This is a genomic window from Halomonas sp. AOP13-D3-9 (assembly GCF_052379125.1).
GTDB lineage: Bacteria > Pseudomonadota > Gammaproteobacteria > Pseudomonadales > Halomonadaceae > Vreelandella.
In genome coordinates this window covers 60,779-82,250 of record NZ_JBQSYH010000019.1, presented here as the reverse complement: position 1 = coordinate 82,250, position 21,472 = coordinate 60,779, and the positions used below count along the sequence as shown (strand labels likewise).

17 protein-coding genes are annotated in these 21,472 nt (G+C 56.9%); 10 read left to right on the top strand and 7 right to left on the bottom strand.

Translation table 11 applies throughout. The features are described 5' to 3' along the window. Positions 1-121 precede the first annotated feature (121 nt). The 7 genes from ACT3UM_RS19610 to ACT3UM_RS19580 all read left to right on the top strand — a co-directional run bounded on the left by ACT3UM_RS19610 (position 122) and on the right by ACT3UM_RS19580 (position 9,886). Positions 122-1,822 carry a SulP family inorganic anion transporter gene (locus ACT3UM_RS19610; RefSeq protein WP_498901643.1) on the top strand — a complete coding sequence of 567 codons (1,701 nt, stop codon included), beginning with the start codon at positions 122-124 and terminating at the stop codon, positions 1,820-1,822. 224 nt (positions 1,823-2,046) lie between these two features. Then, on the top strand, positions 2,047-3,207 hold the full coding sequence (locus ACT3UM_RS19605) for a TAXI family TRAP transporter solute-binding subunit (protein ID WP_498901641.1): 1,161 nt from the start codon (positions 2,047-2,049) through the stop codon (positions 3,205-3,207). Between the two features lie 50 nt (positions 3,208-3,257). Continuing rightward, complete coding sequence (locus ACT3UM_RS19600; RefSeq protein ID WP_498901639.1) at positions 3,258-5,267, top strand: TRAP transporter permease; 2,010 nt, start codon at positions 3,258-3,260, stop codon at positions 5,265-5,267. Between the two features lie 62 nt (positions 5,268-5,329). Then, positions 5,330-6,742, top strand: coding sequence for an enoyl-CoA hydratase/isomerase family protein (locus ACT3UM_RS19595; RefSeq protein WP_498901637.1), 1,413 nt, complete (start codon positions 5,330-5,332; stop codon positions 6,740-6,742). Next, positions 6,739-7,932 carry an acyl-CoA dehydrogenase family protein gene (locus ACT3UM_RS19590; protein ID WP_498901635.1) on the top strand — a complete coding sequence of 398 codons (1,194 nt, stop codon included), beginning with the start codon at positions 6,739-6,741 and terminating at the stop codon, positions 7,930-7,932. The genes ACT3UM_RS19595 and ACT3UM_RS19590 overlap by 4 nt, the downstream gene beginning before the upstream one ends. A 7-nt stretch (positions 7,933-7,939) precedes the next feature. Further along, a complete protein-coding gene (locus ACT3UM_RS19585; protein WP_498901633.1) occupies positions 7,940-9,058 on the top strand; it encodes an acyl-CoA dehydrogenase family protein in 1,119 nt (372 codons plus the stop codon). A gap of 48 nt (positions 9,059-9,106) precedes the next feature. Beyond that, positions 9,107-9,886: an enoyl-CoA hydratase/isomerase family protein gene (locus ACT3UM_RS19580; protein ID WP_498901631.1), complete on the top strand. Its 780-nt coding sequence runs from the start codon at positions 9,107-9,109 to the stop codon at positions 9,884-9,886. Here ACT3UM_RS19580 and ACT3UM_RS19575 read toward each other — a convergent pair. The 7 genes from ACT3UM_RS19575 to ACT3UM_RS19545 form a co-directional block, all read right to left on the bottom strand. Further along, entirely contained in the window at positions 9,868-10,827 is a 960-nt protein-coding gene (locus ACT3UM_RS19575; RefSeq protein ID WP_498901629.1) for an NAD(P)H-dependent flavin oxidoreductase, read from the bottom strand. The genes ACT3UM_RS19580 and ACT3UM_RS19575 overlap by 19 nt on opposite strands. Before the next feature lie 256 nt (positions 10,828-11,083). After that, complete coding sequence (locus tag ACT3UM_RS19570) at positions 11,084-12,010, bottom strand: electron transfer flavoprotein subunit alpha/FixB family protein (RefSeq protein WP_498901627.1); 927 nt, start codon at positions 12,008-12,010, stop codon at positions 11,084-11,086. Positions 12,011-12,038: 28 nt separating this feature from the next. Next, complete coding sequence (locus ACT3UM_RS19565) at positions 12,039-12,788, bottom strand: electron transfer flavoprotein subunit beta/FixA family protein (protein WP_035555646.1); 750 nt, start codon at positions 12,786-12,788, stop codon at positions 12,039-12,041. 143 nt (positions 12,789-12,931) lie between these two features. Beyond that, complete coding sequence (locus tag ACT3UM_RS19560; protein ID WP_339934530.1) at positions 12,932-14,320, bottom strand: hypothetical protein; 1,389 nt, start codon at positions 14,318-14,320, stop codon at positions 12,932-12,934. Then, positions 14,317-14,787, bottom strand: a complete 471-nt coding sequence (locus tag ACT3UM_RS19555; protein WP_498901624.1) for a PaaI family thioesterase — start codon at positions 14,785-14,787, stop codon at positions 14,317-14,319. Before ACT3UM_RS19555 ends, ACT3UM_RS19560 begins: the two co-directional genes overlap by 4 nt. Further along, positions 14,784-16,385 (bottom strand): class I adenylate-forming enzyme family protein, encoded by a 1,602-nt coding sequence (locus ACT3UM_RS19550; RefSeq protein WP_498901622.1) that lies wholly within the window; start codon positions 16,383-16,385, stop codon positions 14,784-14,786. Before ACT3UM_RS19550 ends, ACT3UM_RS19555 begins: the two co-directional genes overlap by 4 nt. Then, positions 16,385-17,536 carry an acyl-CoA dehydrogenase family protein gene (locus ACT3UM_RS19545; protein ID WP_498901620.1) on the bottom strand — a complete coding sequence of 384 codons (1,152 nt, stop codon included), beginning with the start codon at positions 17,534-17,536 and terminating at the stop codon, positions 16,385-16,387. The genes ACT3UM_RS19550 and ACT3UM_RS19545 overlap by 1 nt, the downstream gene beginning before the upstream one ends. A gap of 216 nt (positions 17,537-17,752) precedes the next feature. Between ACT3UM_RS19545 and ACT3UM_RS19540 the strand changes: the two genes are divergently transcribed. The 3 genes from ACT3UM_RS19540 (at position 17,753) to ACT3UM_RS19530 (ending at position 21,440) form a co-directional block, all read left to right on the top strand. Continuing rightward, a complete protein-coding gene (locus ACT3UM_RS19540) occupies positions 17,753-19,276 on the top strand; it encodes a 3-hydroxyacyl-CoA dehydrogenase (RefSeq protein WP_498901619.1) in 1,524 nt (507 codons plus the stop codon). 30 nt (positions 19,277-19,306) lie between these two features. After that, positions 19,307-20,515, top strand: a complete 1,209-nt coding sequence (locus ACT3UM_RS19535) for a 3-oxoadipyl-CoA thiolase (protein WP_498901617.1) — start codon at positions 19,307-19,309, stop codon at positions 20,513-20,515. Positions 20,516-20,618: 103 nt separating this feature from the next. Then, entirely contained in the window at positions 20,619-21,440 is an 822-nt protein-coding gene (locus tag ACT3UM_RS19530; RefSeq protein WP_035579488.1) for an IclR family transcriptional regulator, read from the top strand. Positions 21,441-21,472: the final 32 nt, after the last annotated feature.

Genomic DNA, 21,472 nt, shown 5'->3' with positions numbered 1-21,472 from the left:
GAAAGTGTATAAGCGCTGGTTCATCATCGGCTTACCGCAGTAGAAATGAATATAAGCACTGCAATAAAATGGAATATCCCTTACTCTCTTTATTCTGCCACTCCGATAACACCTGGAACCCATGCTAAAGCGCTATTTGCCGATCCTGACGTGGCTACCCCACTACCATAAACGCCTGTTTGGGGCCGATCTCTTGGCGGGCTTGATCGTCACGGTGATGGTCATTCCCCAGTCGCTGGCCTATTCGCTGCTAGCCGGACTGCCTGCAGTGGTGGGCCTCTACGCCAGCATCCTGCCGCAACTGGTCTATACCCTGTTTGGCACCAGCAAGACCCTTGCCGTCGGGCCAGTCGCCATCATCGCGTTGATGACCGGTGCCGCACTCTCCTCCGTGGCGGTCACAGGCACAGAGACTTATTTACAGGCAGCGCTCATCCTGTCCCTGCTTTCCGGTGGCATGCTGGTGGTCATGGGGCTGCTAAAGATGGGCTTTTTCAGCAATTTTCTCAGTCACCCGGTTATTTCCGGCTTCTTAACGGCGTCGGGCATATTGATCGCCGCTAGCCAGTTGGGCAGCTTGCTGGGGGTTGAGAGTAGTGGCTTTACCCTAGTGGAACGCCTTGTCACCCTGGTGCCCAATTTAGCCACTTTCAACTTACCCACCTTACTGATCGGCAGTGGAACGCTGCTGTTTTTGATCGTTATGCGACGCCATGGTAAAGCCGCCCTGCACTCAATGGGCTTGCCACGCACCCTGGCAGACTTGATTGCCAAAGCAGGGCCGGTGTTTGCCGTCGTGATTACCACCCTGGTTACCTGGTACTGGCAGTTGGGCGATAAAGGCGTCAGCGTTGTGGGACAAATTCCAGGCGGGTTACCCGCACTGAGCTTTCCTTTGGGAGACTACTCACTGTGGCGGGCACTTGTGATCCCCGCGCTGCTGATTAGCCTGGTCGGCTTTGTGGAGTCGGTTTCCATGGGCCAGATGTTGGCCGCGAAGCGGCGCCAGCGTATCTCTCCCAATCAGGAGCTTGTGGGCCTTGGTGCCAGCAATTTAGCCGCCGGGCTTTCCAGCGGCATGCCGGTCACTGGGGGGTTATCCCGCACGGTCATCAACTACGATGCAGGCGCACAAACGCCTGCGGCAGGTGCCTTTGCGGCGCTAGGTATTGCGCTGGTCACCATGTCATTCACTGGCTGGCTCTACTACCTGCCTATTGCGACCCTGGCCGCAACGATCACCGTTTCGATTTTGACGCTTGTGGACATCCCCATGCTGCGGCAAACCTGGCGCTACTCCCGCAGCGACTTTGCCGCCATGGCGGTGACGATTTTGCTGACACTGTGCGAAGGCGTTGAGGCGGGCATCATCAGCGGGGTAACGCTCTCTATTGCGCTATTTTTGTACCGCACCAGCCGCCCTCATAGCGCCTTGGTAGGCCGCGTCCCCGGCACCGAACACTTTAGAAATACTACCCGCCACGATGTCGAGACGGTCAATACCGTTGCCCTGCTGCGCATTGATGAGAGCCTCTATTTTGCCAATGCCCGCTACCTGGAAGACACCGTCTATAACTTGGTAGCGAGCCACCCCGAGCTTGAGCACGTTGTATTGATCTGTTCGGCGGTTAACCTGATTGATGCCTCGGCGCTAGAAAGCCTGGATGCCATCAACGCCCGCTTAAAAGACTCCGATGTAAAACTGCATCTATCCGAGGTCAAAGGCCCGGTAATGGATCAACTCAAGAAGAGCGACTTCCTGGATGCACTTACCGGACGGGTATTTCTAAGCACTTACGCCGCTTGGCGCGAATTTTCTTAACCGCACAGCACTCGCTACCACGCTGAAAAACCAGGCAATTGCCTGGTTTTTTTATACCTGTCTATCGGTACTAAGAGCCGCTACTGATAACGGCATTGACAGCCACCCAGCGGCTTCTCTACTATCAGCCGACCACTTAGCAAAACCAAGTACCGCATAGCAAAACACTATGTAGCAAAACGTAACTAAATCCTTAAGCACAACCACAATAAAGGAGCATCCCAATGCATCCATTTGCTCACCGCCTACTCATCGCCGCCTTACCTTTATCGCTACTCGGCGCCGCAGTCAGCCATGCCAGTGACATTGAACTCCCCGGCACCATGGCCTGGACGGCCTACGGCACTAACTCAAGTGGCTATGCCCAAGCCGTCGCCATCGGCAATATGCTGCAGAACAAATACGATTCATCAGTGCGTATCCTGCCGGGGGACAACGATGTTTCACGGATGACGCCGCTGAAGCAGGGGCGCGTTGACCTTTGCGCCTGCGGGATCGCCAGCTACTACGGCGCTGAAGGGGTAATGATGTTTGCCGACCGCGACTGGGGTCCTCAGCCACTACGCGTCATTACCACTTCCACTGCCTCTTTTGGTCTTTCTCTTGCGGTTGCGGGCGACCTGGACGTTGAAACGCCCGCTGACCTGGCCGGCAAGCGCATCGCCTATATCCGCGGTGACGATGCGCTCAATAAAGGCACCGAAGCTTACCTTGCCTTTGGTGGCTTGACCTGGGATGACGTAGAGCGGGTTGATTACCCCGGCTACGGGCGCTCGTTCGACGGCATTATCGCTGGCGATGTGGATGCCTCCTTTACCACCACGGTGACCCCGCCAGCCCAGCAGCTGGCCAGTAGTCCGCGCGGCATTAGCTGGCCAGTGCTAGACCCCAACGACGAAGCAGGCTGGGAGCGCATGGCCGCCGTTGCGCCCTACTTCCGCCCGCACGAAGTCACGTCTGGGGCTGGTGGCATCAGCGCCGAAAACCCGGTGCCCAGCGCTAGCTACCCATACCCCATTGTGGTCGCCAACAAAGACCTGGATGACAACGTCGCTTATGGCCTAATCAAGGCCATGCAGGAAAATTTCGACGACTACAAAGATAACGCCCCAGGGGCGCTTGGCTACGCCTTGGAACAGCAAGATCTTCAATGGGTAGTGCCGTTCCACGATGCGGTCGTGGAGTACTACAAAGAGATCGACGTATGGACTGATGAAATGCAGGCCCATCAGGATAAGCTGGTTGAACGTCAGGATGTACTGCTAAGCGCCTGGGAAAGCTTTATGCAAGACGCCCCCAGTGATGACGAGGCGTTTACTGCCGACTGGATGGAAGCCCGAGCCACCGCGCTTAGCGATGCCGGTTTCGAACCGATCTTCGAGTAATACGCCACGGGGCGGCACTTGCCGCCCCCTGCTGATTGACGGATGCCCTCATGACCACAGATACCTCACCTGCCAATAATCAGCAGGTTAAAGAAAAAATCAGCCAAATTCGTCAGCTTCCCCCTGCGCTGCGCTGGATCCCCGCCACGATCACCGTCATCTTGATGGCGATGACGCTGGATTATCTTTTCAACATAGGCTTACTGACGTTCGTAACCGGCTTGGAAACGCAGTTCTACTATGCCGTTGTGGCACTACTGCTACCGCTGGTTTTCTTGCTTTGGCCCATGCGCAGTCGCCAACAAGAACAGCCTATCCCTTGGTACGACTACCTATTGAGCGCTATAACGCTAATCGTTGGCGGCTATTTTGTTTATAACGCAGTCCCTATTTTAGAGCGCGGCTGGGCGTTTTCTGCGCCTGAGATCGCTATTTATGCCAGCTATGCCTACTGGCTGCTCATTATCGAAGCGGCCCGCCGGGCAGGCGGTTTACCGATTGCTATCATTGCGGGGGTCTTCTCTCTTTACCCGCTGGTGGCGGATATCGTCCCCGGCCCTATCCAGGCGTTTCCTTCGACTCTAGAACAGACTGCTATGTACCACACCATGAGCACCGAAAGCATCATGGGGGTGCCGCTGCAGGCGTTCGCGGGCCTGGTGATCGGCTTTTTGGTCTTTGGTGTCGTGCTGCAAAAAAGCGGCGGCGGTAAGTTTTTTATCAACCTGGCATTTGCGCTGCTGGGCCATGTGCGCGGCGGCCCCGCGAAGGTGTCGATTTTCTCCAGCGGCCTGATGGGTTCCATGAGCGGTAGCGTGATCAGTAACGTGCTGACTACCGGCGTGCTCTCAATTCCGGCGATGCGCCGTATTGGCATGAGCCGCTCTTTTGCCGGAGGTGTGGAAGCCTGCGCTTCAACCGGCGGTGTGTTAATGCCACCGGTGATGGGCGCAACCGCTTTTGTTATGGCCATGTTTCTCGACATTCCCTACTCCGCGGTAGCGCTGGCTGCCGTGATTCCATCAATTCTGTATTTCCTGGGTCTGTTTATTCAGATCGATGCCTATGCAGCTCGCCACGACATTAAAGGCCTACCCGCCGTTGAGCTGCCTTCGCTTTGGCAAACCCTCAAAGAGGGTTGGTACTTTATTTTTGTCTTTGCTTTATTAGTTTGGATGCTGCTGATTATGCAGCGCGAAGCCGTGGCACCTTTCTACGCCACCGCGCTGCTGTTGGTGCTCAACCAGCTTTCCAAACATAACCGCTGGGGCTGGAAGGACGTGGCCGATACGCTTTCCTCTGCCGCCAAGCTATTTGCCGAGCTGATCGCTATTTTGGCCGGTGTGGGCATGCTGGTGGGTGCGCTTTCGATGACTGGTCTTTCTGGCACCATCGCTAACGACTTTATCAATATTGCCGGCGGCAGCGTTCCGCTGCTGCTGATTATGGGAGCGGTTACCAGTTTTGTGCTGGGTATTGGCATGACCGTTACCGCCGCCTATATCTTCCTGGCAGTGGCGCTCGCACCTGCGCTGATTCAAGGCGGCGGCCTTGATCCCATGGCAGTCCATATGTTCATTCTCTATTGGGGCATGCTGAGCTTTATTACCCCGCCGGTAGCGCTAGGTGCCTTTGCCGCCGCGACCGTGGCCGGTGCACGCCCCATGGAAACGGGCCTGCAGGCGATGCGTCTGGGTAGCGTGATCTACTTTATTCCCTTCCTATTCGTACTCAACCCCGCGCTGATTATGCAGGGCGCGCCGCTGATGATCGTGGCTGTCTTTATCCAGGCGGTCATCGGCATCATCCTGTTTGCCTCTGCCATGCAGGGCTACCTGATGGGGGTTGGTCGACTGGGCTATGGCGCACTGCAAGAGATCGTGATTCGTGCCCTGATACTGATCGCTGGCCTACTACTGGCGCTACCGGGTGGTGGGATGGTGCCGCTTAGCCAGTGGGAATTGATCGGTCTGGCCGCAGCCGCGCTGGTACCCGGTGTTTTGATGGCACGCTTAAGCCAGCGCCACCATCGGCGTTCGCAAAGCGCCTCTGTTGCGTAACAGATGGGGCGCCAAGCGTACTCTTTTCAATTCACTATCATGCGAAATACGAGAGCCTAACTATGTCCGTTCATTATCAGCGTCACGGCGATGTAGGCGTTATTCAAATAGCCAACCCGCCGGTCAATGCCTTAAGTCACGCGGTACGCGGTGGCTTAGTCGATGCGCTTAAAGAGGGTGTTGCTGACACAGATGCTAAAGCGCTGGTCGTGCTCGCCGATGGCCGCACCTTTATTGCCGGGGCAGATATTCGTGAGTTTGGTCAGCCGCCTCAAGCCCCTCTGCTGCCCGATGTGATTAACCAACTGGAAGCCTGCCCAAAACCGCTGATTGCCGCCCTGCACGGCACAGCCCTGGGCGGTGGATTGGAAGTGGCTTTGGGCTGCCACTATCGAGTGGCACTGGCGGGAACCCGGGTGGGTCTTCCGGAGGTTAAGCTGGGTCTACTGCCCGGCGCTGGTGGCACCCAACGTTTGCCGCGTTTAGTAGGCGTTGAGCGCGCCTTAGAGATGATCACCAGCGGGCGTTTTGTGGAAGCAGAAGAAGCACTTGAGGCAGGCATTATCGACGCCATTAGCAGTGCTGAAACACCGCTTGAAGCGGGTTTAGCTGTGGCCCAAGCAGTGCTTGCAGACAACTCAATGGCACGTGTTACGGGCCAACTGCCAGCGCCAGCGGCTAATCCCCAGGCAATCTCCGCTATGTTGGAACGGCTGCATCAAGACGCTGCCGAGCTCTTCTCACCGTTTCGCATTGTGGAAGCTGTGGAGGCCTCTGTGACGGTTGAATCACTCCAAGACGGCCTGTGCCGTGAGCGGGAGCTGTTTTTGGCCTGTATGGACTCCCCTCAACGCGCCGGACTGATTCATCTCTTTTTCGCTGCGCGTAGCCCCCATATGGTGCCTGAGGTTGAGAGAGCCGACGCGTTTAAACACGTTGCGCTAATCGGCGAAGATCCACTGTTTGAGCGCCTGCAAAAAGCTGCACAAAAGGCGGGCATTACCCTAACCAGTGAACCAGACAATGCAACTGAGCTTTGCCTGCTGGCGCCAACTGCAGACAGGGATTCAGTCCCAGCACTCCCTACCATCGCACTAGAAAACATTGGCATCAGCCGCGGCAGCGATAGCGCGCTAAGCCTTATCGTTGCTGAAAACGGCAGCATGGTAGAGCTGGTCAACTTAAGCGCAGAGCCTCTTATTCAACAGCGAGCGGCACTCACTCTTAAAGCATTGCGGTTAAGCGTCGTGGTCAGCCGACAGCAAAGCCTTCTGAATACGCTGCAACTTGCTAACCAGCAGGCGACAGCGAGCGACAGACAAACTGCCCTTGAACAGGCGAGCGTCAGCATCGCGAAGAAGGGCTTCTGCTACCGCGAGAGCGATATCGATTTGTTGGCGGTGGAAGTACTGGGATACCCGCGTCACTTAGGTGGGCCTCACCGTCAATCAACCCTTAAGGACACCCCCCTATGAACCTCACCTTTAGCCCCGAAGAGCAGGCCTTTCGCGCAGAGGTTCGCCATTTTCTAGCCGATGCGCTGCCCAGCGATATTAGTGAACGCGTGCGCCTAGGGCGCCACCTGCGTGCCGATGATCACCTGCGCTGGCAGAACCTCCTCAGCGAACAGGGCTGGCTAGCCTCTAACTGGCCTAAACAGCATGGCGGCCCAGGCTGGGGGCCCGTGCAGCGGCATATATTTGATGAAGAGTGCGCCGCGGCCCACGCGCCTACGGTCGTGCCCTTTGGCGTTAATATGGTGGCGCCGGTGATTATGAAATTCGGTAGCGCTGAGCAAAAGGAGCATTACCTGCCGCGTATTTTGAGCAACCAGGATTGGTGGTGCCAAGGCTACTCTGAGCCCGGCGCAGGGTCTGATTTGGCGGGACTGAATACACGCGCGGTGCGCGATGGCGACCACTATATCGTGAATGGCCAGAAGACGTGGACGACCCTAGGCCAGCACGCCAACATGCTGTTTTGCTTAGTACGTACCGACCCAGAGGCGAAAAAGCCGGCAGGCATTAGTTTTCTGCTGATTGATATGCAAACCCCTGGCATTACCGTGCGGCCCATTATTACCCTGGATGGCGCCCATGAGGTTAATGAAGTCTTTTTAGATAACGTTCGAGTGCCGGTTGAAAACCGTGTCGGTGAAGAGGGCCAGGGCTGGACCTGCGCCAAATTCCTGCTCACCCACGAACGCACCGGCATTGCAGGGCTTGGCCACGCCAAGCAGGCGCTGCGTCACTTAAAATCACTGGCCAGCCGAATCGAGCATCGCGGCAAGCCGCTGCTGGCGCTGCCCAGCTTTCGCCACCGTGTCGTCAAAGCCGAGCTTGAATTGATGGCGCTGGAAGTCACCAACCTACGCGTGATTGCCGCGGCCCGGGATGGCGGCGTACCCGGTGCAGAAAGCTCGCTACTCAAAGTACGTGGCTCAGAGCTTCGCCAGGAGCTAAGCGAACTCACCCGCCGTGCCCTTGGCCCCGCCGCACTGCCATTCTTCCCCGACTTCCTGCATGGCGAAGGCAGCCTGGATGACGAGCGCGCCCAAAGCGCGGCTGCCAGCGCCCAGTACTTCAACCGTCGCAAGCTGTCGATTTATGGCGGTGCCAACGAGATACAGAAAAGTATCGTCGCCAAAACCATTTTAAACATGTGAGGTCACCATGGATTTTGCTTTAACCGACGAGCAGCGCATGCTCGAAGAGACGCTCACCCGTTTGGTGGCCGACCAGGTTTCTCCCGAACAGCGCCGTACTATGCTTGCCGCTGCTCCCAATGGTGCTTCTGCGCTATGGCGCACTTTTGCCGAGCTGGGCCTGCTGCATATGCCCTTTGGCGAAGACGTCGGCGGATTAGGCGGCGACGGCACCGACCTGATGATTATCATGCAGGCGCTGGGACGCGGCTTGGTGCCAGAAGCCTATCTGGCCGGTCTGGTGCTGCCAGGTCAACTGCTGGCGTTAACTGCCAATAGCGATCAGCAAACCCAGTGGCTAACCCCGCTGCTTGAAGGCGAACACCAGCTAGCCCTTGCATGGCAAGAGCACAACGCCCGTTACGACGCCTTGGCGATCGCTACCCAAGCGACCCAGCAAGATGGGCAATGGCAGTTAAGCGGCAGAAAAGATGTCGTTCTGAACCTTGAAGCAGCAGCGGCTAGTCTGGTTACCGCTCGATTGGATAACGACAAGCTAGGTCTATTTATCGTCCCTGCGAATGCACCGGGCGCATCGTCGCACTTTTATCGCACTATCGACGATCAGCCCGCCGGTGATTTGACCCTGGACAGCGTCACGCTGCCGCCAGCCAACTGCCTGAGTGACGATGTCGGCGATGCGCTGGCCGAGGTTTTCGCCCTTGGTCGTGCCGCACTGTGTGCCCAAGCTATCGGTGCAATGGAAGAGGCCTGCGATCAGACCCTGGCCTACCTAAAAGAGCGCAAGCAGTTTGGCCTGCCGCTATCTACCTTCCAGGCGCTTCAGCACCGCATGGTGGATATGCATCTGCACCTGGAACAGTCGCGCTCAATGGCGATTTTAGCTGCCACTAGCCTGACCCTGCCAGCCAGTGAGCGGGATTATAAAATTGCCGCGGCCAAGGCGTACTGCGGCGAATCGGCGCGTTTTATTGCCGAACAGGCGATCCAACTCCACGGAGGCATGGGTATGTCCCAAGAGTGCTATGTCGCCAGCTACGCCAAGCATCTGGTAATGTTCGATCACTATTTGGGCGACAGCGACTACCATCTTGAGACGGTCAGTGAACTATTAAAGGTTGCCTAACGATATTGCCTAACAATATTGCCTTGAAAAGTTAAAGTGGAGCGCTATATGCCAGACCTTCTCAGCGAGTTAGTCACTGTCAACGCTATTGATGATGGCATCGTCGAAGTAGCGATTGCGCGCCCAGAGGTACGTAATGCCCTCAATGAAGCCACCGCCTTGGCACTCAATGAGGCACTGGCGGCGGTGGCAATTGATGAGCAGGTTCGCTGCGTGATTCTGCGTGGGGAAGGCAGCGCGTTTTGCGCTGGCGCTGATCTGGCGGAGTTTGAGAAAGCCACGGCTGAGCCCGCCAGCGAGCGGCTGGAAACGCTCTTTCTACCCGCCCTGCGCAGTTTAATGACGATGGATAAGCCGGTGATAGCGGCCGTTAACGGAGCTGCTGCAGGTATAGGCGTTTCTTATGTGCTCGCCAGCGATATGGTGGTGATGGGCAGCTCTGCTTATCTCAAGCTTGCCTTTATCAATATTGGTTTGATTCCCGATGGGGGCGCCTGCTGGCATCTGGTACGCAAGCTTGGCCATGCTCAGGCGTTTGAAATGGCTGCCTTGGCAACCCCCATTGCGGGTGAGCGCTGCGTCGCACTCGGCTTGGCTAACCGCGTCGTCGAAGATAACCAGGTGCTAGCGGAGGCGCGTTCGCTGGCCCAAGCGCTAGTGAGTCAATCGCCCCAGGCACTCAGCGCCACCAAACACGCCTTGCGGGAAGCGGCCCAACGCTCGCTGGATGAGACGATGGTGTTGGAAGGCGAGTTGCAAGATCAGTGCAAAGCCTCTGAAGATTTTCAGGTGCGCGTGGCGGCATTTCGTCAAAGCCGCCGTAAATGATTCAGCGCCTGCTGATAATTTGTGCTTAGCGTGGCGACCTCGTCTGCCACGCTATTCTGCGTAGCAATACTACCCACGCCCTGCCCTGCGCCCCAAATATCCCGCCACGCTTTAGCTTTACTGCTGCCGCTTGAGCCATAGCGCATTGAGGCTTTATCGCCCTTAGGTAGCGCGTCAGGGTCGAGCCCAGCATTCTCAATACTTTGTCGTAAATAGTTACCGTGCACTCCGGTAAACAGGTTGGTATAAACGATGTCGCCTGCCGCTGCGTCCAGCACCATCTGTTTATAGGCCGTGTGGGCGTTTGCCTCTTGAGTGGCAATAAAGCGCGTGCCCATATACACCAAGTCAACGCCTAGCGCTTGAGCGGCAACGATCTGTTCGCCTTGGGTAATCGCCCCCGCCAGCACCAGCGGGCCATCGTAAAAGCGTCTCACCTCAGCTACAAACGCAAAGGGGTTTAATCGCCCGGCATGGCCGCCCGCGCCGTGGCAGACCAGTATCAGCCCATCAACTCCCGCCTCGATCGCTTTCTTGGCATGCCGCAACGTGGTCACATCATGAAACACCAGCCCGCCATAGGCGTGCACCTTTTCCACCACTTGGTTAGGCGCGTGCAGACTAGTGATGACCAGCGGCACCTTGAACTCGGCACATAGCGCGACATCGTGCTCTAGGCGATCATTGGTGGGGTGCACGATTTGGTTCACCGCAAAGGGCGCTGAGGGTTGTTCGGGGTTCTGTTCGTCGTAGTCTGCCAGGTTTTGAGTGATCTGCTGTAGCCACTCACGTAATACGTCAGCAGGTCGGGCGTTGAGCGCGGGGAAAGCACCCAGAATGCCCGCTTGGCACTGGGCAATCACCAGTTCTGGCCCGGAGACGATAAACATGGGTGAACCGATCACCGGCAGGGTTAATGAAGCGGTTAGGCGCGTTAGCATGGGAAACTCGCTGGTTGTTATTGTGAGGCAATACTGCAAAAGGCCCCACTGGGCCTTTCAAGAAGATGTCACACTGCAATGGCATGGTCGGAACAACCCTACGCGGGGGCGCTGTGAACCCATCCATGGGCGCTACTTTCGCCATCTGACCGCCATGGATGGCGGAAATGCCGGAAACGTCGGGAACTTATTTCCGGCCCTGGCGAAAGCCCCCCGCTACGGGTTGTTCCGACCAATACGTGGATGCCAGAAGCATTTACAGCTTGCTCTCAAGCTCCGGCAGGATCTCAAACAGATCCCCCACTAGGCCGTAATCCGCCACCTGGAAAATCGGTGCTTCGTCGTCCTTGTTGATCGCGACGATCACCTTGGAATCCTTCATGCCCGCCAGGTGCTGGATGGCACCGGAGATACCTACAGCGATATACAGATCCGGGGCGACGATCTTACCGGTCTGACCCACCTGCATATCGTTGGGTACAAAGCCTGCGTCTACCGCGGCACGGGAAGCGCCAATGGCCGCGCCTAGTTTGTCGGCAATGCCGTCAAGCAGCTTGAAGTTTTCGCCGTTGCCCATGCCGCGACCACCGGAGATCACCACCTTGGCACCGCCCAGCTCAGGCCGATCAGACTTCGCCAGCTCCTCTTTTACAAAGCTGGACTGGGTGTTTTCCACCACGGTGTCGACCGCTTCAATCGGTGCACTGCCGCTAGCGCCTACCGCGTCAAAGCCGGTGGTGCGGATGGTGATGACCTTCAGCGCGTCGTCGCTTTTAACCGTGGCGATGGCGTTACCGGCATAGATCGGCCGCAAGAAAGTGTCGGCACTCTCCACACCAAGCACATCCGACAGCTGGCTAACATCTTTCAGGGCCGCCAGGCGTGGCAGCACGTTTTTGCCGGTGGTGGAGGCGCTGGCAAGCACGTGGGTGTAATCACCAGCCAGCGCAACCAGTAACGCACCCATGGGCTCGGCCAGTTGGTGGGCGTAAACGGCGTTATCGGCGACGCGCACTTTGCTCACGGCGTCGAGCTTGGCGGCAGACTCGGCCGCGGCTTGCACCCCTTCACCGGCAACGAGAACGTCGATATCGCCGCCGATGGCTTGGGCGGCCGCCACAACGTGTGCGGTGGTGCCAGCCAGTTGGCCTTCGTGTAGATCAGCAAGTACCAGAATGCTCATGGAATCAGCTCCTCTTTAAAGCACCTTTTCAAAGTACTTTGGCTTCGTTTTTGAGTTTATCGATCAGCTCGTCTACCGAGGCGACTTTAACGCCACCCTTGCGCTCGGCGGGCGATTCGACTTTTAGCAGGCTCACCTTGGAGGCAACCTCGACGCCGTAATCGGCGGGGGTTTTCACATCCAGCGGCTTTTTCTTGGCCTTCATGATATCGGGGAGCTTGGCGTAGCGTGGCTCATTCAAACGCAGGTCGGTGGTCACAATCGCCGGTAGTGTCAGGGCAATGGTTTGCAGACCGCCGTCGATTTCACGGGTCACATGCACCTTGTCACCGTCGACCGCCACTTCTGAAGCAAACGTGCCCTGGGGCAGACCCGTCAACGCAGCAAGCATCTGGCCGGTCTGGTTGTTGTCGGTGTCGATGGCCTGTTTGCCGAGAATCACTAAGCCCGGCTGCTCTTCCTCAACCACTTTAGCCAGTAGCTTGGCCACGGCCAGGGATTCGGCGCGCTCATCGGTTTCGATATGAACGGCACGATCCGCGCCGAGCGCCAGTGCCGTACGCAGCTGCTCTTGGGCGGTTTTGGGGCCAACGGTGACGGCAACCACTTCTGTGGCCACACCCTTCTCTTTCAGGCGTACCGCTTCTTCCACGGCAATTTCGCAGAACGGGTTCATGGCCATTTTGACGTTAGTGAGATCCACGTCCGAGTGATCCGCTTTAACGCGAATTTTGACGTTGTAGTCGATGACGCGTTTAACCGCGACGAGAATTTTCATAAGGCGTGCTCCAGGCGATTAATAAATACTTCATGCGATTAACAAACATACAGTTTCGCATAGCAGAATATTATTTCACTTTATAACAAGAACAATAAAAAAACGCCGGACAAAGGTCAAGCGCTTCTTTATTGTGGCGCCCCTTAAAAAGGTGACCAGACAAACCACCCCGCTAACAGTGGAATCGAGGTTACCAGAAATCGGCCGTTCCAACGGTAGCCAATGCGCGTGGCGGGCACCCCGGTAAACCGCGATAAAATCAGCATGGATGCCGTCATCGGCGACGACATTAGCGCCAGCGCCCAACCTACCATGAGTGACGCGCCAATTAGCGGCGGCGTCAGGCCCTCAATAGCTAATTGTGGCAGTAAGCCCACCAATAGCGTCACCGTTACAATCGGATTAACGCCTATTTGGGCAAGCCCCACCACCATTAGCATGGCCAGCACGGCATTAAAGGCGCCCCACTGATTTAACACGGTTAATAGCGGTGCCAACTGTTGTGTATCCACTAGTCCAACGCATAAGTGGCCTAAATAGCCCGCTGCTCCCAACACCACGATTTCATTGGTACTGGGCGACAGCAACCAAGGTAGCTGACGATGCACCACCGTCATTGCCGCAGGTAGCCCGCCATAGCCGAGCCTGCGTCGCTGCCAGGCAAGCCATAGACATGCACCGGTAGGTGCGCCCAACAGCGCGGCAATAGGCAGCCGTAAATCAAGCAGCCAGGCAATAGAGAATACCAGCGCGACAATACCGACAAGCAACACGCTAAACTGCGCCAGCGGGCGTAAAGAAGGTGAAGTTGCCTGTGCTTTATTGGCAGGCGGATGCGGACCGGTTAAGTAATCCACTGCCCAACCCGCTAGAAAAATCAGCATTGCGGCGCCCAAAATATACGGCGCAAGCTCAAGCCAGGTGACTTGAGGAAGGCTCGACAGTACGACGGCGACGCCGATACCCATGGGCGAAATAAGTGGCGCCAGGGAGAACCCACGCAGCAGCGCCAGCATCATGCGCCGCTGGCGAGCTTCGCGAACCCAGGCGCGCCCTTGGGCGGCACCTAGCGTGTTGCTTTTTTCGATCATGGCGGCGAACAGATTAAGCACGCCAATATTAAGGATAATTCCAAACAGTGCCGAACCTAACGACAAAATGGGGTAACGGCGGCTGGGGGGTTGATGCAACATACTCTGACCGCATCGGCGCACCAAACGGGAACGATAGGCAGGTAAGCGCAGCATACTCAGCGCCACCACAAAGGTGGCAAAAAAAGCAAAACGCCCGCTGGCCTCAAACAGCAGTTGAGCGGGGTTTGGCGATCGCCACAACGCGACTAGCGTCAACACGCCCGCCACCAGCAGCAACCCTTTGGCCATACGGGTAAGCTGCCCCGCCAGCGTTGCTAAATAGAGCAGCAATGCGCCAATGCCAACGGCCTGCCAGAATAGGTTGCCGACCACCAGATGGTATAGCGTTGCCAGAGTGACTAGCAGCAGTAGCGAGACCCGCAGACGGGCTGGGCTCACTCAGCAAGCTCCCCGGGGTTGTTATCCGCAAAGCCCTCAGGCGATTCGCTACCCCTGCGACGCCGAAATGAACCTTCACCCATGGCCACTAAAGTGCCCTGTTCATCGACGATCTCGCCGCTGCTCATATAAGTTTTCTGACCGCCACCGCGCACACTGCCTGTTGCCCTTAACACGCCCTGCCGAGCGGGTCCAACAAAGGTGGTAGTCAGTGATAGCGTCATTCCCCGGCGAATATTACCGGGTACGTCACAGTGCAGACCTGCCAAGCTCAGCGCACTATCCAGCATCGAGGCCAATACGCCACCGTGCACATTACCACTACGGTTTAGATGTTTGGGCTCGATAGTGAGTTCTACCACGGCGCGGCCTGGCTGCCACTCAACCACCTGCATGCCCAGCAGTTCGTGATAGCCCATCAGCGCTTGTTGAGACGTATCTGGCGTATGTATTTGCGAAGGGCTCATAACCCGCTCTCCTGCTGTGCTAAATCCCGCAACCGCCCTTTAAGAATTTTGCCGCTGGCGGTGGAAGGTAGCGTATCCATCAATACAATTTGAGTAGGCCGTTTGTAAGGCGCCAACCGTTCGGCGATAAACGCCTTGAGTTCCGCCATATCAACGTCAACGCCCGGCTCGCACTGCACAAAGGCCACGACTTCTTCGTTACCGGCGATCTGGCGCCCTACCACGGCAGTCAGTGTTACTGCCGGGTGCTCGTTGATCACCGCTTCCACGTCCGGTGGGTAGATATTGAAGCCCGAGCGGATAATCAGCTCTTTGCTACGCCCCACGATATACAGCTGGTCATCATGATCGAGCTTGGCAATGTCGCCGGTGTTGAGCCAACCCTCTTCGGTCAGAGTAGCGCGGGTGGCTTCCGGTTGGCGAAAGTAGCCTTTCATAATATTGGGGCCGCGCACCCACAGTTCACCCACTTCATCACCGGGCTGCTCGGCAGTGCCGCTATCGCTTAGCGGCTCCAGACGATACTCCAACAGGGGCAATACACGACCAACAGTGCTGTTGGTATGGCGATCATCAATACGGGTTTGACTGATGGTGGGGCTGGCCTCGGTTAATCCGTAGCCATTATGTAGCGTTAGGCCAAAGGCTGCCTCCACCCGCACTTTGGTGTCGCTATCCAGCGGCGAACCGCCCGCAGACATGTAAATCAGCTCAGGCGCTTCCAGGGTGCGCTGCTCGCGTTTTAAATACTCTAACGCCCGGGCATACATCGCAGGCACGCCCTGGAGCACGGTAATTCGCTCCTGTTTTAACGTCTCAAGCATATGCGCTGCATCGAAACGCGGCACGGTATATAAGCATGCGCCATTATAGAGCGACCCCATACAGACCGATGAGAGACCGAACACGTGAGACATTGGCAGCACGCCATACACCCGTTGGCCTTCGCTTAAGTGACGCATGCCGCCTGAGATTGAGGCGATATAGAGAATGCCACGATGAGTCAGCATGACGCCTTTAGGGGTGCCGGTCGTGCCCGAGGTGTAGATCATTGCGGCCACCTGTTCGGCACCGCTAGCGCAAACCGGCTCGGGTTCGCTCTCGTATAGAGAAGAAATCGCCAGCCCACCCAACTGGGGGTGCTGATAGCGGTCGGCGGCGTGGCGCTCGGCGTGCTGGCACGCCTCTGGCGACGCATCGCAGGTATAGAACACGCGCCGGGGCAAGCAGTTGCCCTGGATCAGGTCAACTTCCTGAGCTGAGAGGCGCGAATTCACAATCGCTACCCACACATCCATCTCGCTGGCGGCCAGCAATAGCACGACCAGGGCGCGGCAGTTTTCGCTCACCGTCATAATCCGGTCACCTGGGCGAATATCCAGCGCGCTTAACCAGTCGCAGGCGGCGTGTATTTCTTCACCCAGCTCTGCATAACTCCAACGCACACTGCCATCCACAATGGCGGGCTGACCACCCATACGTTTGGCATTTTCAAGCACGCGGGTGCTGAGCCGCTCGGGAAGCTCAGCCACTAGTTCGCTAGCGAGACGTCCAAAAATACTTTCATCAGGCGCTTGGTAAGGTACCGACAAAGCCATTAGGACGCCTCCCGCACCATATTCCGAGCAATCACGATCTGCTGAATTTGCGTAGTACCTTCGTAAATACGGAATAGCCGTACATCACGGTAGAAGCGCTCAACGGCGTACTCGGACATATAGCCAGCGCCGCCGTGCACCTGCACGGCGCGGTCGGCCACACGGCCTACCATTTCGGCGCAGAACAGTTTGCAACAGGAGGCCAGTGTCGAAACATTTTCGCCGTCATCTTTGCGCCGTGCAGCGTCCATTACCATGGTTTTGCCTGCGTAGGCTTCGGTTTTGCTGTCTGCCAGCATGGCTTGAATCAACTGGTGCTCGGCAAGGGCAGCACCAAACTGCTTACGCTCCATGGTGTAGCGTAAAGACTCTTCCACTAAGCGTTCAGCCACACCGACACAGACTGCAGAAATGTGCAGCCGTCCGCGGTCCAGTACTTTCATAGCCGTTTTAAAACCTTGCCCCTCTTTACCGCCAATAATGTTTTCGGCGGGGACCCGGCAGTTATCAAAAATAATATCGCAGGTGTGAGCCCCCTTTTGGCCCATCTTGCTATCCGCCGCGCCGCGCACTAAGCCAGGGGTGTCGCCTTCAACAATAAACGCAGAAATACCGCCCGCGCCTTTATTCTCCGGGTTGGTGCGTGCCATCACAGTGAACAGGTCAGCTTCGGGGCCATTGGTGATATAGCGCTTGGTGCCGTTCAAGATGTAATGGTCGCCGTCGCGCACCGCGGTCGTCCGCAGGCTGGCCGCGTCGGAGCCTGAATCCGGCTCGGTCAAACAGAACGAGCTAAGAATCTCCCCCGTTGCCAAACGCGGCACATACTTGGCTTTCTGCTCGTCGGTGCCATCAATCAAAATGCCCTGGGCACCAATGCCGTTGTTAGTACCAAACACCGAGCGGAAGGCGGGCGACGTTTTACCTATCTCCATCGCCACCAACGCTTCTTCTTCCATGGTCAGCCCCAGGCCGCCGTACTCATCTGGAATCGAAAGCCCAAACAGCCCCATCTCTTTCATTTCGGCAAGGATTTCCGGCGGTACCGCGTCCTCCTCTGCCAGTCTCGCCTCATTGGGAATTAGGCGTTCACGGACAAAACGGGCGATGGTATCGACAAGCTGGTTAATCAGTTCGGGATCGCGAATCATGACGGCTCCTGGTGGCAACGGGTTTTATAGTTAGCGTTATCATTAGAAGTAGCGCTGAGCATGGACAATGCGCATATTTTGCATAGCAAAACTATTGTTCACTATTCTTGTCAGGCACTTTTGCATAGCCTAGGATGGCAGTCAATAATTGAAACACAGTTCTGCAATGCAGAATCAAAATCTATAAAGTACTCACTTGCAGCGAGGATTTGGCGTATGGCTAGCGAATCAACACCTTCCCCCTTCACCACGCTTGGCATTGTCGGCACTGGCGCCATGGGCCGTGGAATCGCTCAACTGGCGGCCCAAGCAGGCCTAAAGGTCATACTGTTCGATGTTAAGGAGGGTGCTGTAAAAGAAGCCAAAACGTTTATTAACGGCCTATGGGAGAGAAGTGCTGATAAGCAGCGCATCACTAAAGAGCAGGCGCAGCATTATAGTGAGCAGTTGACAGAGGCAAGCGAACTCGCCGCGCTGGCCCCCTGCGATATCGTCGTAGAAGCCATTGTCGAGAAGCTTGAGGCCAAGCAGGGTCTGTTCAGTGATTTAGAAACGATTGTCAGCCAGCAGGCCGTGTTAGCGACCAATACCTCTTCACTATCCGTCACCGCCATTGCCACTACCTGCCAACACCCTGAGCGAGTGATTGGTTTCCACTTCTTTAATCCCGTCCCACTGATGAAGATTGCCGAGGTCATTCCTGGTTTACGCACCGCCGATGAGGTCACCCAGCGGGTGAATGCTCTGGGCAAAGCCATGGGCCACTTTACTGCCCAGGCTACTGATACGCCTGGATTTCTAGTCAACCACGCCGGGCGCGCCTTCGGCACCGAAGCGCTGCGTATTCTAGGCGAAAGCGTTACCGACCCAGCCACCATTGATCGCATTATGGTTGATCAGGGTGGTTTCCGAATGGGTCCGTTTACGTTGCTGGATCTTACCGGGCTGGATGTCTCCCACGCGGTGATGGAATCGGTGTATCACCAGTATTATGAGGAAGCGCGCTTCCGCCCTTCACCGCTAACGCGGCAGCGCTTGGCTGCAGGCCTGCTGGGGCGTAAAACCGGCGAAGGCTTTTACCGCTATGTGGAAGGCAAGCAACAAATGGCGGATGAGCCCGCTATCGCGGCGGTGTCTCCTTGCCCGGTGTGGATCAGTCAAGACGACCCCGAATCCGCCGCAGCGCTCGCTGAATTGGTCAACACGGCGGGCTGGCCATTAGAGACCAGCCCTCAGCCCACTGAGCAAGCGCTCTGCCTGCTGACGCCTTTTGGTGAAGACGCTACTAGCTGTGCGCTGCGCCAAGGGCTGGACGCCAAACAGTGCGTGGCGGTGGATATGCTCGCGGGGCTAGATAAACGCCGCAGCATGATGACCACACCGATAACTCAGCACACCTTCATTCAAGCAGCGCAAAGCCTACTCAACCACGACGGCACCCCGGTGAGCACGCTTCAAGACAGTAACGGCTTTGTTCTTCAACGCGTTGTTGCCTGCATCGTTAACGTTGGTGCCGAGATTGCCCAGCAAAGCGTCGCGGAACCCGCCACTATCGACCGCGCAGTTGAGCTGGGTTTGGGCTACCCCTTGGGCCCGCTACGTATGGGTGACCATTACGGCGCCACGCGCATTATGACGATACTCAATAACCTGCTCGAGGCCACCGGTGACCCACGCTATCGCCCTAGCCCATGGCTGCGCCGTCGTGCCGCTCTGCAAATGTCGCTAACGACTGCTTAACAACAACTTAACAACAACAGGAAAACCATCATGCAAGACGCCTATATTTACGACGGTTTACGCACCCCTTTTGGCCGCCACGGTGGCAGCTTGGCGGCTATTCGCCCCGATGAACTGCTGGGGCTGACGCTGAAAGCGCTGGTAGCCCGCAACCCCTTTGCGCCGGAAAGCTATGAAGAGGTGTTGGCAGGCTGCACCAACCAGGCAGGTGAAGACTCCCGTAACGTGGCCCGCCACGGTGCATTGTTGGCAGGCCTGCCTATTGAAGTGGCGGGCCAAACCGTCAACCGGCTTTGTGGTAGTGGCTTGGCGGCGATGATGGATGCTGCCCGGGCAGCTCGACTGGGTGAAGGCGAGCTGTTTTTGGCCGGTGGCGTTGAGTCCATGTCCCGCGCACCTTATGTATTGGGTAAAGCAGACTCCCCTTTTGCCCGCAACCAGCCGATGTTCGACACGGTGATAGGTTCACGCTTCCCCAACCCCTGGATTGCCAAAGAGTACGGCAGCCACAGCATGCCGGAAACCGCCGATAACATTGCCCATGATCTCAACATTGGCCGCGATGCCAGCGATGCGTTTGCCGCCCGCTCCCAGGTGCGCTACGCCCAGTCACTGGCAGCCGGCTTCTACGACGGCGAAATGTTGGGTGTTGAGGTTCCTCAAGGGCGCAAACAGCCGCCACTGCTGGTAGATAAAGACGAGCATCCACGTCCGCAAAGCACGGAAGATAAATTGGCCAAGTTAGCCGCACTGTTTGAGGGCGGCGTGGTGACCGCAGGCAACGCCTCAGGCCTTAACGACGGTGCCGCCGCCCTGATTGTGGGCACCCAGGCTGCCGGTGAGCGTGTAGGCTTAACCCCACGCGCGCGCATTGTCGCCAGCGCCGTTGCCGGTGTTGCGCCGAGGGTGATGGGTTTGGGCCCCGTTCCCGCTTCGCAAAAGGCCCTTGCCCGCGCAGGGCTGACCCTTGAGCAAATGGACGTGATTGAAATTAACGAAGCCTTTGCCGTTCAGGTACTCGGCTGCGTTCAGCAGTTGGGGCTTTCCTGTGACGATACGCGCTTAAATGCCAACGGCGGCGCAATTGCTATCGGGCACCCGCTGGGTGCCTCTGGCGCGCGCTTGGCATTGACGGCCTTACGTCAGTTAGAAGCCACTGGCGGACGCTTCGCGCTGGTCACCATGTGCATCGGTGTCGGCCAGGGCATCGCCACGATTATTGAGCGTCTGGATGGGTGAGATAGTTTTATAACCAACGCCTTTTCGTTGATGGGCATAACAGCTGCGTCTAAGTAGATATGCGATACTGGGCGCCATAAGCCACCTATTGTTGGGATACTCAATGCACCCCACCGACACTGATGCTGACGACCCGCAGCTGCCAGGAAAAGATCGTAATTTTGTGACCGCGCTAGCGCGCGGTTTAGAGCTACTGCGCGCCTTTGGCACGGGTGAAGAGTATTTAGGCAACGCCGAACTCTCCAACCGTACCAATATCCCCCGCCCGACGGTGTCACGGTTAACCTACACCCTGACCCAGCTTGGCTATTTGCAGCACAACACGCATTTAGAGAAGTATCGCCTCGGCCCCGGTGTTTTGGCGCTGGGGTATCGCTTTCTCGCCAATATGGGCATTCGTGAAATTGCCCGCCCACATCTACAGAAATTCGCCGATGCCACGGACTGCAACGTTAGCCTGGGCGGCGCTGATCGCAGCGATATGGTCTATCTGGAAACCTGCCACGGCCATGGCCCCCTCATCATTCGCCTGGATACTGGTTCACGACTGCCGATCGTCACCTCCGCCATTGGTCGCGCTTGGCTCTGCGGTTTATCCGACGAACGCCGTCAGCAGGTGCTTCAAGAGTTGGCAAGCGAATACGGTGACGACTGGCCGCAGCATGAAGCGGGCATTCAACAGAGCCTTAAAGACTATGCGCAGTATGGCTTTTGTCTTTCAGAACAGGATTGGCAGCGTGATATTAGCGCGGTAGCCATGCCGCTGATCCTCGAAGATGGCGCAGAGGTCATGGCCATTAACTGCGGTGGCTCCAGCCTGCGCTTGGACCATGACCGCTTGGTCAACAATCTAGGCCCAAGGCTCAAAGAAGTCGCTAACCAGATAAAGCAAGAATTGGCGCCAAGGAACCCTTCTGCTCGATAACTTAGACCTAGGAAGACTTTAACTAACACTCG

Bases quoted from the DNA above. Each gene is read 5' to 3' on its own strand.
- ACT3UM_RS19570 (WP_498901627.1), bottom strand. From the start codon at position 12,010: ATGAGCATTCTGGTACTTGCTGATCTACACGAAGGCCAACTGGCTGGC.
- ACT3UM_RS19565 (WP_035555646.1), bottom strand. From the start codon at position 12,788: ATGAAAATTCTCGTCGCGGTTAAACGCGTCATCGACTACAACGTCAAA.
- ACT3UM_RS19590 (WP_498901635.1), top strand. From the start codon at position 6,739: ATGAACCTCACCTTTAGCCCCGAAGAGCAGGCCTTTCGCGCAGAGGTT.
- ACT3UM_RS19540 (WP_498901619.1), top strand. From the start codon at position 17,753: ATGGCTAGCGAATCAACACCTTCCCCCTTCACCACGCTTGGCATTGTC.
- ACT3UM_RS19550 (WP_498901622.1), bottom strand. From the start codon at position 16,385: ATGGCTTTGTCGGTACCTTACCAAGCGCCTGATGAAAGTATTTTTGGA.
- ACT3UM_RS19600 (WP_498901639.1), top strand. From the start codon at position 3,258: ATGACCACAGATACCTCACCTGCCAATAATCAGCAGGTTAAAGAAAAA.
- ACT3UM_RS19585 (WP_498901633.1), top strand. From the start codon at position 7,940: ATGGATTTTGCTTTAACCGACGAGCAGCGCATGCTCGAAGAGACGCTC.
- ACT3UM_RS19605 (WP_498901641.1), top strand. From the start codon at position 2,047: ATGCATCCATTTGCTCACCGCCTACTCATCGCCGCCTTACCTTTATCG.
- ACT3UM_RS19575 (WP_498901629.1), bottom strand. From the start codon at position 10,827: ATGCTAACGCGCCTAACCGCTTCATTAACCCTGCCGGTGATCGGTTCA.
- ACT3UM_RS19580 (WP_498901631.1), top strand. From the start codon at position 9,107: ATGCCAGACCTTCTCAGCGAGTTAGTCACTGTCAACGCTATTGATGAT.
- ACT3UM_RS19555 (WP_498901624.1), bottom strand. From the start codon at position 14,787: ATGAGCCCTTCGCAAATACATACGCCAGATACGTCTCAACAAGCGCTG.
- ACT3UM_RS19610 (WP_498901643.1), top strand. From the start codon at position 122: ATGCTAAAGCGCTATTTGCCGATCCTGACGTGGCTACCCCACTACCAT.
- ACT3UM_RS19535 (WP_498901617.1), top strand. From the start codon at position 19,307: ATGCAAGACGCCTATATTTACGACGGTTTACGCACCCCTTTTGGCCGC.
- ACT3UM_RS19595 (WP_498901637.1), top strand. From the start codon at position 5,330: ATGTCCGTTCATTATCAGCGTCACGGCGATGTAGGCGTTATTCAAATA.
- ACT3UM_RS19530 (WP_035579488.1), top strand. From the start codon at position 20,619: ATGCACCCCACCGACACTGATGCTGACGACCCGCAGCTGCCAGGAAAA.
- ACT3UM_RS19545 (WP_498901620.1), bottom strand. From the start codon at position 17,536: ATGATTCGCGATCCCGAACTGATTAACCAGCTTGTCGATACCATCGCC.